This window comes from Candidatus Binatia bacterium (genome assembly GCA_036493895.1).
GTDB lineage: Bacteria > Desulfobacterota > Binatia > UBA1149 > CAITLU01 > DATNBU01.
On the sequence record DASXOZ010000048.1, the window covers coordinates 49,291 to 65,293 of the forward strand.

General features: G+C 67.9%; 10 protein-coding genes. 4 read left to right on the forward strand and 6 right to left on the reverse strand.

The window, feature by feature from the left end:
• Positions 1-26: 26 nt before the first annotated feature.
• Both VGK20_11785 and VGK20_11790 read left to right on the forward strand, forming a co-directional pair.
• Positions 27-3,299: a discoidin domain-containing protein gene (locus VGK20_11785; protein ID HEY2774717.1), complete on the forward strand. Its 3,273-nt coding sequence runs from the start codon at positions 27-29 to the stop codon at positions 3,297-3,299.
• Positions 3,296-7,378: a glycosyl transferase gene (locus tag VGK20_11790; GenBank protein ID HEY2774718.1), complete on the forward strand. Its 4,083-nt coding sequence runs from the start codon at positions 3,296-3,298 to the stop codon at positions 7,376-7,378. Before VGK20_11785 ends, VGK20_11790 begins: the two co-directional genes overlap by 4 nt.
• Before the next feature lie 77 nt (positions 7,379-7,455).
• Here the strand turns inward: VGK20_11790 and VGK20_11795 are convergent, their stop codons facing one another.
• The 4 genes from VGK20_11795 to VGK20_11810 all read right to left on the reverse strand — a co-directional run bounded on the left by VGK20_11795 (position 7,456) and on the right by VGK20_11810 (position 12,181).
• A complete protein-coding gene (locus VGK20_11795; protein ID HEY2774719.1) occupies positions 7,456-9,018 on the reverse strand; it encodes a YdiU family protein in 1,563 nt (520 codons plus the stop codon).
• 38 nt (positions 9,019-9,056) lie between these two features.
• The gene (locus VGK20_11800; protein ID HEY2774720.1) at positions 9,057-9,323 is read right to left on the reverse strand and encodes a BolA family protein; all 267 of its coding nucleotides are present in this window, start codon (positions 9,321-9,323) and stop codon (positions 9,057-9,059) included.
• A 112-nt stretch (positions 9,324-9,435) separates the two neighbouring features.
• Positions 9,436-10,551, reverse strand: a complete 1,116-nt coding sequence (locus tag VGK20_11805; protein HEY2774721.1) for an ABC transporter ATP-binding protein — start codon at positions 10,549-10,551, stop codon at positions 9,436-9,438.
• A 4-nt stretch (positions 10,552-10,555) separates the two neighbouring features.
• Complete coding sequence (locus VGK20_11810) at positions 10,556-12,181, reverse strand: glucoamylase family protein (protein ID HEY2774722.1); 1,626 nt, start codon at positions 12,179-12,181, stop codon at positions 10,556-10,558.
• Between the two features lie 374 nt (positions 12,182-12,555).
• On the opposite strand from VGK20_11810, the gene VGK20_11815 reads away from it, so the two are divergent.
• Complete coding sequence (locus VGK20_11815) at positions 12,556-13,662, forward strand: hypothetical protein (protein HEY2774723.1); 1,107 nt, start codon at positions 12,556-12,558, stop codon at positions 13,660-13,662.
• Here VGK20_11815 and VGK20_11820 read toward each other — a convergent pair whose 3' ends face one another.
• Complete coding sequence (locus tag VGK20_11820) at positions 13,663-14,625, reverse strand: hypothetical protein (GenBank protein ID HEY2774724.1); 963 nt, start codon at positions 14,623-14,625, stop codon at positions 13,663-13,665.
• Between the two features lie 246 nt (positions 14,626-14,871).
• On the opposite strand from VGK20_11820, the gene VGK20_11825 reads away from it, so the two are divergent.
• A complete protein-coding gene (locus tag VGK20_11825) occupies positions 14,872-15,297 on the forward strand; it encodes an HIT family protein (GenBank protein HEY2774725.1) in 426 nt (141 codons plus the stop codon).
• A gap of 4 nt (positions 15,298-15,301) precedes the next feature.
• Here VGK20_11825 and VGK20_11830 read toward each other — a convergent pair whose 3' ends face one another.
• On the reverse strand, positions 15,302-15,970 hold the full coding sequence (locus VGK20_11830; protein HEY2774726.1) for an HAD family phosphatase: 669 nt from the start codon (positions 15,968-15,970) through the stop codon (positions 15,302-15,304).
• Positions 15,971-16,003: the final 33 nt, after the last annotated feature.

Here is a 16,003-nt window from a genome sequence, read left to right on the forward strand (position 1 = left end):
CGCAACTGCGCCGGAGCCGATTTTCCTTGCTTCTGCTTCGACGCCTCGCGCTTGCGCTCCTCCTGCTTGCGGCCCCGCTGGCGCCGGCGCCTGCTGGCGCCGAGTCGCCGGCCGCGCGGGCGCCAGGCGCAATGGCGACGGGCCCGGTACAGGTCGATTCCGGAGAAGACGCATCCGCGTGGACCGCGCTCGCGTCGCCGAGTGCGCAGGCGAGCATCGTTGCCGGAAGCGGCAGCGAAGGTGGCGCGATCTGCCTCGATTTCGATCTCGGCAGGGGACGAAGTCACGCGATCGCGCGCCGCAACGTCTCGATCGACCTTCCTGACGACTACATGTTCGTGTTCCGTATCCGCGGCGACGCGGAGCCGAACACGATCGAGATCAAGTTCATCTCCGGCGAAAACGTCTGGTGGAGGCGTCTGCCCGACTACGAGATTCCCCACGACTGGACGGAGCTGAGAGTTTCGCGTCCGCGCATTTCATTTGCGTGGGGACCTGCCGGCGGCGGCATGCCGTCGCACCTGGATGCGATCGAAATCGCAGTGGTCGCGGGCAAGGGCGGAAAGGGGCGACTGTGGATCGACGAGATCCGCGTCGAGCCGCGCGATGAGAGAGCGGCAGCCGAGCCTCCGAAGGTCAGCACCAGCTCCAACGGGGAAGATGCTTCGCATCTGCTCGACGGCAACGAGGCGACGGCGTGGTACAGTGCATCCGGCGACTCTGCGCCCGAGGTGACGCTGGATTTCCACCAGCCGTTCGAGCTCGGCGGCCTCGAGATCGACTACGTCGATGCGCAGATTCCGCGCGCGTACATCGTCGATGCGTCGAAGGACGCATCGGACTGGCAGGAGATCCGCCGGTTCACCAGGGCGCGGGGTCCGACGGACGCCGTTTATACTCCCGACGTCTACGCGCGATTCGTGAGGCTGCGCTACTCCGTCGGCCCCGGTCGCACCATCGCGATCCGCGAGATCCGTCCCCAGCCGTTCGAGTTCTCGGCTTCACGCAACGGATTTGCGGCCGGCATCGCCGCGCAGGCGCCGCCGGGACAGTATCCGCGCTATTTCTCCGGCGAGCAGAGCTACTGGACCGTCGTCGGCGTGGCCGACGGCAAGCAGGAGGCGCTCATCAACGAGGAAGGAAGCGTCGAAGTCGATGCCGGCGCCTTCACCCTCGAGCCTTTCGTCACCACGGACGACGGGGTGAGGACGTGGAAGGACGCTACCCACGAAGTCCGCCTCGAAGACGGCTACCTTCCGATACCCACCGTCGTTCGCCGCGACGGCGATCTCACGCTGGCAATCACGGCATTCGCATCGGGAACGCCACAGGCAGGAACCCTGTACGTGCGCTACCGCGCAACGGCGGCGACGGAGCGAAAGCTCGGCCTGGTGGTCGCGCTGCGGCCGTTCCAGGTGCTGCCGCCGTGGCAGGCACTCAATCGCACCGGCGGCGTATCCACGCTGACGCGGATTTCGCGCACCGGATCGACCATTCACGCCGACGATCGCCGTGTCGTTGCTCTGAGCAAACTCGACGCGTTCGGAGCGGCAGCCTTCGAGGAAGGCGACATCACGGCGTTTCTCGCCGATCATTCGCTGCCGTCTTCGGCGGCCGTCGACGATTCCTTCGGCGCCGCATCGGCCGCACTTGCGTGGGAGTTCGACGTTTCGAGCACGCCTCGCGATGTGTGGATCGCGGTGCCGTGGGCGCGCGCTTCCGTCGTCGCGGCGGATGCCGCGGGTGCGGAAAAGGCGCTCGCTGAGACCAGAGGCTGGTGGCACGGGCGCCTCGACAGCGTGGACATCGAGCTTCCGCGCGCGGAGAAAGCCTGGGTCGAGTCCTTGCGCAGCAATCTTGCCTACGTGCTGATCAACCGCGACGGCCCGGCGATCCAGCCTGGTTCGCGCACTTACGAGAGGTCATGGATCCGCGACGGCGCGATGACGTCGAGCGCCCTTCTCGAGCTCGGCCTGGCGCAGGAGGCCAAGGAGTTTCTCCGCTGGTTCTCCGGTTTCGTCGATCGCGACGGGCGCGTGCCTTGCTGCGTCGATGCGCGCGGCGCCGACCCTGTTGCGGAGAACGACAGCTACGGCGAATTCATCTGGGGTGTGGCCGAAGTCTGGCGCTTTACGCGCGACCGCGCTTTCGTGCAGGACCTGTGGCCACGCGTCAAGGCGGCTGCCGGCTACATGAACCGGCTGCGCGCGACGCGAATGACCGAGGCCTACCGCAGCGGCGATCGCCACGCGATGTACGGCCTGCTTCCGGAATCGATCAGCCACGAAGGCTACAGCGCGAGGCCGGTGCACTCGTACTGGGACCAGGCCTTCGCACTGCGCGGATTTACCGATGCCGCAATGCTTGCCGGCGTCGTCGGTGACAACGAGACCGAGGCGGCGCTGGCGGCCGATCGCGACGAGTTCGAGAAAGACTGGAGCGCCTCGATTCGCGCGGTGATCGAGGCGCACCACATGGACGTCGCGCCGGCATCGGTGGAGCTGGCCGACTTCGATCCGACGTCCACCGCGGTCAGTTTCCTGCTCGGCAGCGACCACGTCTATCCCCGCGACGTCCTCGAGCGCTCGTGGGAGAAGTACGCACGCGAACTCGGCGCACGTCGCGACGCGCATTCGCCGGGAGTCGGCTATACCGGCTACGAGCTGCGGAACGCGATCGCGCTGATGCTGGTCGGGCGCAAGTCCGATGCCCTTGCGCTGCTTGGATGGATGGTCTCCGACCAGAGGCCGCCGGCGTGGCACCAGTGGCCCGAGATCTCGTGGACGGTTCCTACCGAGCCTCAGTTCCTCGGCGACCTGCCGCACACGTGGATCGGCTCGACGTACGTGCACGCGCTGCGAAGCCTCATGGTGATGGAGCGCGACGAGGAAGCGGGAGCGCGGCGGCAGCCGCCTTCTCTGCTCATCGGAGCGGGCATTCCTCTTTCCTGGCTGGACGGAGGCGAGACCGTTCGCGGCCGCGACCTGCCGACCTGGTTCGGACCCGTTTCGGTTTCGTGGAGCCGCGACCAGGGCGCGACCGCAGCAGCGGAGCGCCCGGTGCGAATCGACATCGCTTCGGGGGGTGGGCTGCCTGGTTCGTCCGCTGCGCACGGGAGCGGGCGGCGGTTCGAGGTTCCCGAAGGTGGCATCGAGGTGGCCGCGCCGTTTGGCGCAGATGTGGATACGGTAACGGTCGACGGCGTCGTCGATCGGCTCGAAAAAGGTGCCGTGCGGGTGCGCCGGCTACCGGCCACCGTAGTCTTCCAGTATAAGCCGCCACTGGAGAAACCATGGTGAGCGAAGCCGAGCCATCCAAAATAGAAAGCGAAGTCGAGCCGTCCAAAGTACAAAGCGAAGTCGAGCCGTCCAGGATGGAAAACGAAGCCGGGCCATCCGGGACAGAAAGAGAAGTCGAATCGTCGAAGATGGCAAGAGAAGCCGACGACGGACCCGAGACGACGGGTTCGCCGCAGCCGACCGACGAAACGGGCACGCCCGGTGTGTGGGTCGATGCCAAGGCTCCCGACTTCGCGCGCCTTCACGATGCGGCTCCGCACGTGCGCGTGCTGTCGAACGGCAGCTTCTGGAGCATCGTCAGCTCGGCGGGTTCGGGAACTTCGCAGTGCGGCTGGTTTGCCGTCACGCGCTGGGCCGCCGACCGCATCTGCGACGAAGAAGGTGTTCTCGTCTACCTGCGCGACTTGGATTCGGGCGAAACCTGGTCTCTCGGAGCGACGCCGATGGGCACGGCCGGCGGATCGATGCAGGCCCGTACCTCGCCGGGATCGGTGACGCTCGGACGGCGCCACGCGGGCATCGATGCGAGCTGCGAGATTTTCGTCGCCGCCGATGCCGATGCCGAGGTGCGCCGCATCGTGCTTCGCACGCGCGCTGCTGCCTCGCGGCGCATCGAAGTGACGGTGTGTGCCGAGATCGTCGACGGACATCGCGGCGGCGACGACGGGCATCCGGCGTTCTCGAAGCTCTTCGTCGAGACGGGCTTCGATCCGGCTTCGGGCGTGGTGACGGCGCGGCGCCGCCCGAGAAGCGCCGACGAAAAACCGCTGTGGGCCGCTGCCACCCTGGCCGGCGAAGGCGAGCTCCAGCTGGAGACCGATCGCTGCAGGTTTTTCGGCCGCGCCCGCGCCCGCCGCTGCCCCGCCGGGCTCGCCGACTCGTCGCCGCTTTCCGGCTCGACCGGGAGCGTGCTCGATCCGGTCTTCGCACTTCGCCGCACCGTCACCGTCGCGCCGGGCGCCGACGCGGCCGTCACGTGGATTCTCGCGGCCGGCAGCGATCGCGATCCTGTCGTCGGTGCAGTTACGAAGCTTTCGGCTGAAGCAGCCACGGGTGTGAAAGAGGCCGCGAAAGCTGCGGCCGCGCTCGAGAAAGCCCGCCGCAAACGTTGCGCGATCTCCAGTGAGCACGCCGAGTTGGCGCAGGAGCTGGCGGGCGCGATGTTTTTTGCCCATCCGGCACTTCGAATGCCGCCTTCGCAGGCCAATGCGGCCGGTGCAGCCGCCAGTCCGCTCGGCAAGCTCGGCATTCCCGGCGATTCGCTTCTCGTGGTCGCTCCGCTGCGGCATTCGGATCTGCCGCGAGCGCACACCGTGCTGCGAATGTGCCGCTACCAGGCCGACCTCGGCCTGCCGCTTTCTCTCGTGCTGCTCTGCGAAGAAGAACAGTGCCGGGACGGAAGCTGTCCGTTTCGCGCCGAAACGGCGCAGGGCCCGCTTCGCCTGGTCGCCTCTTCGGCCACCGAGCTCGGAGACGATGCCGTCGCGGCGCTGCGCGCGCAGGCCCACTGGCTCGTCGCTGCGGAGCTTCCGGAGCTGGCCGATGCGAATGCCGTCGCTGCGCCGCCCCGCGCTCGCGCCCGCGCACCGAAGCACGACCCGACGCCGCCGACCCGCGAGAAGCTGCAGTTCGACAACGGCTACGGCGGATTCTCGAGCGACGGCCACGAATACGTGGTGCGCGTCGGACCGGCCTCGTTGTGTGCTCCCGGCGAAGGGCCCGTACCGCCGATGCCGTGGTGCAACATCGTCTCGAACCAGCGCTTCGGGTTCCTCGCGACCGAGACCGGCGCCGGCTATACGTGGGCCGGCAACAGCCGCCAGAACAAGCTGACGCCGTGGAGCAACGACCCCGTACTCGATCCGTTCGGCGAGGCGCTCTACCTGCGCGACAACGCGAACGGTCGCTACTGGTCGCCGCAGCCCGGGCCCGTACCGTCGGGCGCGTGGTGCGAAGTTCGTCACGGCCTGGGCTGGTCGCGCTGGCTGCAGCGCTCCGAAGCCATCGAGCAGGAAGTCGTGGTTTTCGTCGCCGGCGAAGATCCGGTCAAGATCGTGCGCGTGCGCCTGGCCAACCGCGGAACCCGCGAGCGTGACCTGTCGCTGTACTGGTACGCACGGCTCGTGCTCGGCGTGCAGCCGATCGAATCGTCGCGCTTGGTTGCGACGTCGTTCGACGAGGCCCGCAACGTGTTTCTCGCGAACAATCCGCTGAGCGAGGATCATCGCGGCGCCGTCGCGTTCGCGGCGGTGCTGCAGGCGCCCGGCGGATCGGCGCCGGCGTCGTTCACGATGGATCGCGCATCGTTCCTCGGTCGCGGAGAGACCATGCAGGCTCCGCGCGCCGTCGCGGACGGCGGAACACTCGACGGCGCGACCGGCGGTGATCCGTGTTTCGCGCTGCAGGTGCCGCTCACGCTGCCGCCGCGCGGAGAAGTCGAGGTCGTGCTGGCGTTCGGACAAGGCACCGACAGCGATGCTGCGCTGGCTCTCGTCGAGAAGCTTCGCCGGACGCCGGCAGTCGAAGAGGCGCTGGAGGCCACGCGCGCATCGTGGCGAGACCTCGCCGGCGCCGTTCAGATCCAGACTCCGTCACGGTCTTTCGACCTCCTGATGAACGGCTGGCTGCTGTACCAGGTGTTGAGCTGCCGGATGGACGCACGCTCGGCGTACTACCAGGCCGGAGGAGCCTACGGCTTTCGCGACCAGCTCCAGGACTCGGCTGCGCTGCTTTACGCGCGACCCGACCTGACCCGCGCCCAGATCCTGCTGCACGCAGCCCACCAGTTCGTCGAGGGAGACGTGCTGCACTGGTGGCATCCGCCCGCCGCTCGCGGCACGCGCACGCGTTTTTCCGACGACCTGCTGTGGCTCCCGTTCCTGGTGACGACCTACATCGGAACCACCGGGGACGAGAGCGTGCTCGACGAGAAGGCACCATTCGTCAAGGCGCGGCTCCTGGAACCGGGCGAGGACGAGACTTACTTGTTGGCAGATCGAAGCAGTGAAACCGCCAGCATCTACGAGCATTGCTGCCGCGCGCTCGACCGCTCGCTGACGCACGGTGCGCACGGTCTTCCGCTGATGGGCACCGGCGACTGGAACGACGGAATGAACCGCGTCGGCCGCCGCGGCCAGGGCGAGAGCGTGTGGATGGCGTTCTTTCTCGTCAGCATCCTCGACCGCTTCGTTCCGATGGTCGAGAAGCGCGCCGACTGGGAAAGATTGCGGCGCTACCGCCAGTATCGCCAGTCGCTGGATGCCCCGATCGCAACGACAGCGTGGGACGGCGCGTGGTACAACCGCGCGTACTACGACGACGGCCAGGTGCTCGGCTCCCACACCAACGAGGAGTGCTCGATCGACGCGATCGCCCAATCCTGGGCCGTGTTGTCGGGTGCGGCGCCGCCGGACCGCGCCGCGCAGGCCATGCAGTCGCTTCGGGACAAGCTCGTCGACGAGAAAGCGGGAATCATCCGCCTGCTGTGGCCTCCGTTCGACCATTGCAGTCACGACCCCGGCTACATCAAAGGCTACGTACCGGGCATCCGCGAGAACGGCGGCCAGTATACGCACGCCGCCGTCTGGGCGGTCCGGGCGCTCGCGAAGCTGGGCGACCGCGAGCTGGCGATGAAGTACTTCGAGATGGTCTCGCCCGTCACTCACGCGCGCGACCGGGAGGCGACCGACGTCTACAAGACCGAGCCGTACGTGATCGCCGCCGACATTTACGGCGTCGATCCCCATCTCGGCCGCGGCGGATGGACCTGGTACACCGGGTCGGCTGCGTGGATGTATCGCACGGGCATCGAGTCGCTGCTCGGACTGACGATCGAGGAAGGCCGCCTGCTGCGCATCCGGCCCTGCATTCCCGATTCCTGGCCCGGCTTCCGCATCAAGTACCGCCTGCCCGACCGGCGCACGACGTACGACATCGAAGTCGACAATCCGTCGCGCCGCTCGGCGTCGGTGGTGTCGGCGATGATGGGGAGCGTTGCGGTTCCCGTCGACAAGGCCGGCGCGCGCATCGTGCTTCGACGCGACGGCAAGCTGCACAAGATCAAGGTCATCCTCGGGTGATCCTGGGCTGAAATCCGCGACAGGCACTCACAGCGGCGTCGCGGACGGGCGGCAACGCATGCGTGTCCTGTATCGATTCAGGAGCTGCACGACAGCATCGAGCAGCCAACCCGGGCGCGGGCCCAGTCGGGCCGGCGCGCGGCGAAATGCTCGAGTCCAGGTCGCGGCGTGTACGGATCGCGAAGCGCTTCGAGCAGCTCGTGCACCCGCGAAACGTCGCCGGCTTCGGCCAGGTCGATGGCTTCCTGCGCGAGGTAGTTGCGAAGCACGTAGATGGGATTGACGGCGTCCATCGCGCGGCGCCGGCCTTCGCAGCCGCGGCTGTCGTCGCGCACGCGCGCCGCGTAGCGGGTGAGCCACGCGCCGAGCGCATCGGCGACGGCAGCGCGGCGATCTGCGTCGTAGTACGCTTCGCCGAACACGGCGACGTCCGGTGCCGCGGGATCCACGAGGGGCAGGGCGCGGAAGAACAGCGTCATGTCGATCTCGCCGTCGTAGAGCAGCGAGAACGCTTCCTCGACGAGCTCGTCGTCGCCGCTGCGGTCACCGTCGAGCCCGAACTTTGCCCGCGTCATCGCCCCGGAGGTCTGCGCATACGTGCGACGGTAGTGCTCGAGCCCTTCCTTCAACTCGTCGACGGATGCGAACGCCGGCACCAGGGCGTTGGCCAGGCACGCGAGGTTCCACAGCGCGATCGAAGGCTGGCGGCCGTACGCGTAGCGGTGCATCGCAGCGTCGGTGGTGTTCGGCGTCCAGCCCGGATCGTAGTTGTCGACCCAGCCGTAGGGACCGTAATCGATCGTCAGCCCGAGGATCGACATGTTGTCGGTGTTCATGACGCCATGGACGAAGCCGACGCGCATCCAGTGCGCGATCATGACGGCCGTGCGTTCGCAGATTTCACGGAACCAGCGCACGCGTCGCGCCGCCGGATCGACCTCGTCGATCCACGGAAAATCGCGCGAGATCGTGAATTCGACGAGACGCTCGAGCAGCGGCGTGTCTTCGCGCGCCGCCAGGATCTCGAAATTGCCGAAACGCAGGAACGACGGTGCGACGCGGCAGACGATGGCGCCGGGCTCCGGCCGCGGGTGGCCGTCGTAGAGCACGTCCCGCACGACTTCTTCGCCGGTCGCGACGAGGCTCAGCGCCCGGGTGGTCGGTACGCCGAGGTGGTGCATCGCTTCGCTGCACAGGAACTCGCGGATCGACGAGCGCAGCACCGCGCGGCCGTCGGCCGTGCGCGAGTACGGCGTCGGCCCGGCACCCTTCAGCTGGAGCTCCCAGCGCTCGCCGCGCGAATTGACGTACTCACCGAGCCCGATCGCGCGCCCGTCACCGAGCTGGCCGGCCCAGCTGCCGAACTGGTGACCGCCGTAGCACGCGGCGTACGGAGTCATTCCGGCAAGCAGCAGGTTGCCGCCGAACACCGACGCGAACTCCGGCGCGAGCACGGCTTGATCATCGATCCCGAGCAGGGAAGCGACTTCCCGGGAGTGGGCCAGCAGCGACGGGGACGCCACGGGCGTGGGCTCGGCGAGCGACCAGCACGCGCCGCGCACCTGGCGACGGAAGTTGCGCGTCTCGCTGTCGCCGGCAAGCTCGCGGACGAAACGGTTGTCGAAGCGTTCGGCCGGCATCGAGAAGCCGGTCTGCGACCGGCGCTCGCCTGCCGTGGTCACGGCTGCGGTGTGCGCGTGCGCAGGGAGTCGATCGCGTGGACGGGCGCGGTGTCGCCCGCCATCAGGTGCGCGATCGCGCTGTAGACGAGGCGCTGGCTGGCGAGCATCGATTTTCCGGCGAATACGCTCGAGGCAACGTCGATCGAGTAGTGCCCGCCGCCTCCGACCACTTCGACGGTGGCGTCGGGGATCTCTTTCTCGATCGCCTCGCGAAGGGCATCGACGACGGAACCCGAAAAATCGGTGGGATGAGAAGACGACATGGAGACTCCGCCGTGCACTCGCCGGTGCAGAAGGCGAGCAAAACTAGGGTCGATCTCGCCTCGGGTCAACCGCTGGCGCGAAAGCGGCAACACTTCCGCGCTCGTAATCGCTTCAGGCGCCGCGCTCGCGAAGCGAGCGGCCGGCTTCGTCGAACAGGTAGACGCGATCCGCGTCGGCCCTCAGGCGCAGTGGGGCGCCCGGATCGAGGCGGTGCGTTCCCGGGACACGGGCGATGGCCATGACGCGCGTCGAATCGTTTTCGACTGCGCCGACCACGGCATGGATCAGCGTTTCGTACCCGAGGATCTCGACGTGGTCGACGGTGGCATCGATCGCGTCGCCTTCGCCGGGGCCCGCAACGGAGAGGTTCTCCGGGCGGATGCCGAAAGTTGCGATTGGCGCGCGGTCCACTGCGTTCCTGGTCGCGGCGCGGTCGATCCTCAACCGGGCGCCGGTGCCGCGGATGTCGGCGAAGCCGCCGCGCACAGCGGAAACCGGCAGCAGGTTCATCGGCGGATTGCCGACGAATCCGGCAACGAATGCGTTGGCGGGGTGCTCGTAAAGCTCGGCCGGCGGCGCCACCTGCATGAGCATGCCGCGGTCGAGGACGGCAACGCGCTGGCCGAGCGTCATTGCCTCCACCTGATCGTGCGTGACGTAGATCATCGTCGTCTTCGTGCGACGCTGCAGGTCGGCGATCTCTGCGCGTACCTCGCCGCGCAGCTTGGCATCGAGGTTCGAAAGCGGCTCGTCCAGCAGCGAGACGGCGGGCTCGCGCACCAGGGCCCGTCCCATCGCGACTCTCTGGCGCTGCCCGCCCGAAAGCTCTTTCGGGAGCCGGTCGAGAAGCGGCGCGAGGTCGAGCATCGCGGCGGTGCGCGCGATCTTCTCGTCTCGTGCAGCGGCCGAATCTCCGCGGATGCGCAGCGGGAACTCGAGATTGCGGCGCACCGTCATGTGCGGGTAGAGCGCGTAGTCCTGGAACACCATCGCAACGTTGCGCTCCGGAGGCGTAAGGCCCGTGACGTCGCGGTCGCCGATGCGGACGCTGCCGGAGTCGGCCGTCTCCAGGCCTGCGACGATGCGCAGCAGCGTCGACTTGCCGCAGCCCGACGGCCCGACGAGAACGACCAGCTCGCCGTCGCCCACTTCGAGGCTGACATCGTCGAGCGCGCGCACGCCCGCCGTAAACTGGCGCACGAGATGATCGCAGTGCACCGATGCCACGGCGTCAGTTGAAGAAGCGTTCCTCGGCCAGGAGCGGCAGCGCGTCCTTCACCCAGGGGTCCTCGGCGAAGAGCGCCGGCACGTATCCGCCGGAAAGGTAATTGGCGACTGACAGGAACAGCATGAGCTGGTCGAGCGCGAGCTGGTCGTACGCGACGCGGCCGGTGTCGGGCACGACCGAATCGTAAAACCCGAAGGGACCGTACATGTCGTAGCGCTTCGCGAGATCCATGAGATCCTCGGCAGCATCGTCCGGGGACACGGCCAGAGCCAGCGCCGCGGCGTGCGCAGTGACGACGGTCTCGTCGTAGCCGTGCGAGCCGAGGGCCTTCATGCCGTACTCGTGGTAGCGGCCGGTGTTGGGATCGATGCACGGCGACATGCCCCAGACCGGATAGCCGAGCACCTGGGTTGCGTAGTATTTCTGCAACAGCGCGTGGGCCTGCCCGTTGGGCCCGAGGCTGCGCGGCGCCCAGCGGCCCTCGTCGAGCACGAGACGCGGCATCAGCGCCTCGAACATGCTCCCGCCCCAGCTCGGCACGTACTCGTACGAGCGCCAGCGAAAGTACGCGACGGTCATGTCCTGGCCGCGCGAGCTGCGCCATGCGAGCTGGTTCAGCTCCGGACATTCGCCATCGACGCAGCCGGGTTTGGATGCGCGGTGCATCGCGTACCAGTGCGACGGCGGCGCGTCGCCCTTGCCGATCGCGATGAGGCTGCCAAGGCGCGCCTCGGTGAAGAACGACCCGTACTCGTACGCCGACAGCGCGCCGAGGCTGGCGTAGTAGCCGTGCGACATCAGCCCGCTCGAGTCGTCGTAGAACCAGTGCAGGTCGATCGGCTCGAGAAGCTCGTTGATGGACTTTTGAAGGTCCGGGAAACCCTGGCGCGCAATCATCAGGCCCGCGACCAGCCAGCCCGTGTCGACGAAGGACAGGAAGCTGCTCGTCGGCTCGAGCGACGTCGTGTCGTAGTAGTTGAAGAAGTATCCGTCGAAACGCTTGAGGGTCTCCAGCGTATCGATGATCCGCACCGTCCATTCGCGTGCGTCGTCGTCATCGATCAGGCCGAGGCGCCGGGCGGCGACGATTGCGGCAAGCTGCAGCCCGACGTTCGTGATGTTCGTGTAGTCGCCGACCTTGAGCGCGAGCGGGGGCACCAGGCCTCCGACGATGCGCACGTTGTCGACGACCAGGCCGCTGTCGCGATCCGTATACGCCTGGAGGCCGGTCCACGTGTCGCGAGCGACGCGCCAGAGAAACTCCTCGCGGCCTCGCGGCAGGCTCTCCCGAGGGGAGAGAAGCTGCTCGGGCCATGCCGTCAGGCGCCTGGAGATCGCGAGCCGCGATGCGATGAATCCGCCGTGCTCAGCCTCCCACTGATGTTTTCTGGTCGCTGGTACGGCGGTGAGGATGGACGGAAGGTTGGTCACGACTTTCTCGTGCGCCTCCGGTTGGGCGGGCACCGTGGATGTCGGCGATGACGGAGTGGTCGTGACGGCAGTGCCGGCGCCGGCAGCGAGCGGCTCCGGCGCCGCCGTCGGCGCAGTAGCCGAGCCGTCCGGAGCCGGCGCGGCAGCAGCGGCCGGCGGCGCCGTGGAGAGGTCGAGGATCGGCTTGTTGCCGGGCAACGAAGGCGATTGCGATTTTCTGCCTGGCGATGCCGGCAACGCGGGCGATGCCGGGCGTGTCGCCGACGAGTGCGTTTTGGGAGCGACGACCGGCAGCGGCTTGGTCACTGGCGACTCGTGAGCCAGCGCAGCCCGTGCACCGACCATTGTCACGAGCGCTGCTGCAAGGCACGACGGGCCGACGCGCAACCAGTGACGGGACACTCCCGCCCGGTCCACTCCAACACAACCGCCCACCGTCATTCGCCCATCGATCACGGTCCCCCCGGGGCGTGATGCCACGTGACGATTCTCTTCGTGTCACAGGGGCGGCCGGCTCGCAATGGTCTATCGCCGCTTCGCCGTCGCGCCCTCCAATGTTAAGACGTCCCGTCATGCCTGCATCGCTGGCACAGCGCACCGTGTTCGACGATTCGCACGCCGCAGGTCTGCGTCTGCCTCTGGACGATGCGCTTGCCGCACTGCATCCCGGTGCGTCGTTTCCTCTGATCGAAGACCCGCGCCGCCTCTCGCGTGCGCTCGTCTTCGGCATGATGGTGTTGAGACCTGCTTCGCGCGCGTGGAATCCGGATGCGCGCGGGCCGATGGTCGATGCGCTGCCGCTGGTTGGCGACTGGTGCTACGACGTTGCCGGAATCGGCGGAAGCTGGCCGGTTTCGGCGGGCAACGCGGTCGATGCGTTTCGCCTGGCGCTTCAGTACGGGACCGTTGATGCCGTGATCGCCGGTGCGACGACCGTGTGCCGCGAAGGCGTCGGCAGCGATGTCGCTCCCGGTCACATCTGGCAGGCATGGCACGCGTTTTCGTGGCCGGTGCTTCGACCCTGGCGCGACTCGCTCGAGCCCGCGGTCGCGCGCACGAGGCGACGCTGGCAGGAGCTCGGCGTGATTTCGGAGCGGCCTCATCCGGCGCAGATCGTCGTCACGCGCAGCGGGCTGTCGCCGTTGCCGGGCCGGGAGCTGCTGGACGCGCGGATCTTTCGCGAGCGTCATCCCGACGGCTCCGCGATCGAAGCAAGGATCGTGACGAGCGAAGCCGGTGCCGAGGCGGTCCGCCGCCAGGCCGGCGCACGCGGCCGGCGGATCGATGCGATGCTGCTGGTCGCTTCGCCGCCGGACGACCCCTGTGCAATCGACGTGGCACGCGTGCCCGCGCTGCTTCGCGAGCGGCTCGACGTGCGCGTGGCCGAGCACGACGGCGGCGCGATCTCGCTGGCCGCCTTCGTCGATGCGGGCGCAGTCTCGCAGCTCAACCTTACGCTGATGCGCCGGCGGTCGGTGCGCGACGTCGTCGCCCGGAGCACGCGCATTGGCGCTGCACTTCGCGACGAGGTGCTCGAATCGTGGGAGCGCAGGCCTCGTTATTTCCCGCCGGCGGGTGGAGCGCTGCCTTCGTCGTGGAGGCCGTTTTTCGCGGTCGCGGAGGAAGGGGACGACGGCGAAGCGGTTGCCGTCAGCTTCGAGGTGCGAACGCGGAGCTGATCATCCCTGGCCGAGAGACCATGCGGAGTCGTTGCGGATCGAGCCGGCCAGCTCGCCGAGGCAGTGCTCGAGGATGCGCGCGAGGTCGGGCTCTCCCGGCATCTGGCTGCTGTGCTCGCGCATCGAGCAGGAGTGACGCTCGGCTTTCTTGCGCTTGATGCCCGGAGGCGGCGCGACTTCGAGATCGACCTGGATCTCGACCGTCGTCTCCCACCCTCCGCCCGACTCCACCGAGCTCACCCAGAACTTCTCGAGCTCGCTTCCGACGAGACGGCCGTCGCCGCCGGGCACGATCAGGTGGCCGGCGCCGCGCAGGTCATCGGTCAGCATTTCCGTGATGTAATCGGTCGCGCGCCTGGCCAGGCGGACTTCGTGGCCGCCGACGGTGCCGATCGTGTCGTCGTCCGAGCGGCTGTCGCTCGTGTTGGCGACGTGGAACGAGCGAGGCTGGGACGACTTGGGCAGCGAGGTCGTCATCGTCGCCCACGCCGGAAGGCGCACGACGACGCCGCCTTTGCCCGAACGGAACCGGAAATCACCGGCCAGGTCTTCGGTGAGCGCGGCCGAAAGGCGCATCCACGTCGCAGTCGAAAGATTGCCGTCGATTGCGACCGTGCGCTGGTACGACATCGTCGCCGCCGTCGGAGCGCCGGGAGAACCGCGGAATTCGGCGACGAGCTCGGCTACGCGCAGCGGCGGCGTAGCTTCCGAGAACGCACGGGCCGGCGGACGCAGGCGAGCGTAGAGGTCGATCGTGGCACAGGCACCGGAGGTGCCGTGGCAAGTCATTTTCGCGTCGGAGAGGCTGTCGTCGATCGATTCCTTGAGAATCTGGGTTGCGTCGCCGACCACGGCAACGTCGGCGCGGACACTGCCGGTCGCGAGCTTGATCGGTGCACGCAGCAGCGGACCGGCGCCCCCGCCGGCGACGCCGAACTGCGAAGCGCAGCCGGACAGGATCAAAGAGAGAATAGGGAGCAGCGGCCCGGCAGTCACCAGCCGGCGGGTGCGGGGTCGTGAGGGCAGGGCGGGGTCGGCGTCGTCTCGATCGGCCTCGGTTACCATCGGTGCGCCCCGTCGTTTTTGAGCCCGCGCGCGGCGACGTGCAAACTCCGCCTCTGCACAAACCGGAAAGCGAGGGGCCGCGGCGGTCGCTGCAGCGGCGCAACTGCGGCATCGATCGCCAGATCGGGACAAGGGAGAAACGTGATGGCTACGCACAAGGAGACGATCTTCGACAGGATCCTGGCCGGTGAGATCCCGTGCCATCGCGTCTACGAAGACGAGCACGTGCTGGCCTTCCTCGACATCAATCCCCTGTCGCTAGGCCATACGCTGGTCGTCCCGAAGGAACGGGCCGCATTTCTGCACGAGTTGAGCGACGAGGCTTCGGCGGCGATCGGCCGGGTGATGCCGCGGCTTTGTCGCGCGGTCATGCACGCGACCGGCGCGACGGCCTACAATATCCTGCAGAACAACGGCGCGTCGGCCCACCAGGCGGTCTACCACGTGCATTTCCACATCATTCCCCGCCTGGCCGACACGGGGCTCGGCATCGGCTGGACCCCGCTTCGCCTGGCGCCGAACGTTGCCGAGGATCTGCTCGCGAAAATGAAGGCGTTGCTGGCGCAGTAGCCTGCTACTGGCTGCGTCGCAGGTCTTCGGTGTGGACGAGGCGGTCGAACTCGGCCAGCGCCTCGGCGGGATCCGGAGCCACGACGATGCCGTGCATGCCGAGCAGCCGCGCGGCCTTTACGTTGCCCTCGTAGTCGTCGAGGAACACCGCATGCTCCGGGGGAATGCCCCCGAGGAACTCCAGCGCTTTCTGGAAGATGCGAGGATCGGGCTTGCGGTAACCCACCTCGCAGGAATCGACGACGATGTTGAAGAGCTCGTCGACCGGAATCATGCCGCGCCACGCGTCGCGGAACTCGCGCACGTTGTTGGTGACGATCGCGGTGGCGATGCCGCGGCGGCGCAGCTCGCGCGCCCGGTCGAGAAAAGCCTGGCGCGGTCCCGTCGAGCGGGCGAGCGCCGCAAGGACGCGGAACAGGTCGGCTTCGAAGCCGCCGACGCGCCCGAGCTCGAGGATTTTCTCGCGTGCCCTGACGAGATCCAGCTCTCCACGCTCGAGGCAATGCCACGGATGATCCGAGTCGCACTCGTACGGGCCGAACACGGTATCGAGCATCACCTGGGGATCGACGCCGATCGATTCGGCAAACCGGCGCGCCGCCTCGAACGGCGATTCGGTGAAGACGCCGCCGAAGTCGAAGAGCACGGCGTCGATGCGCGGCGGGCCGCTCATGCCGGCTTCGCGCCGTTTGTGGCGATGCAGCGA

Coding starts and splice junctions, on each gene's coding strand:
- VGK20_11825 (HEY2774725.1), top strand. CDS start 14,872: ATGGCTACGCACAAGGAGACGATCTTCGACAGGATCCTGGCCGGTGAG.
- VGK20_11815 (HEY2774723.1), top strand. CDS start 12,556: ATGCCTGCATCGCTGGCACAGCGCACCGTGTTCGACGATTCGCACGCC.
- VGK20_11795 (HEY2774719.1), bottom strand. CDS start 9,018: ATGCCGGCCGAACGCTTCGACAACCGTTTCGTCCGCGAGCTTGCCGGC.
- VGK20_11800 (HEY2774720.1), bottom strand. CDS start 9,323: ATGTCGTCTTCTCATCCCACCGATTTTTCGGGTTCCGTCGTCGATGCC.
- VGK20_11830 (HEY2774726.1), bottom strand. CDS start 15,970: ATGAGCGGCCCGCCGCGCATCGACGCCGTGCTCTTCGACTTCGGCGGC.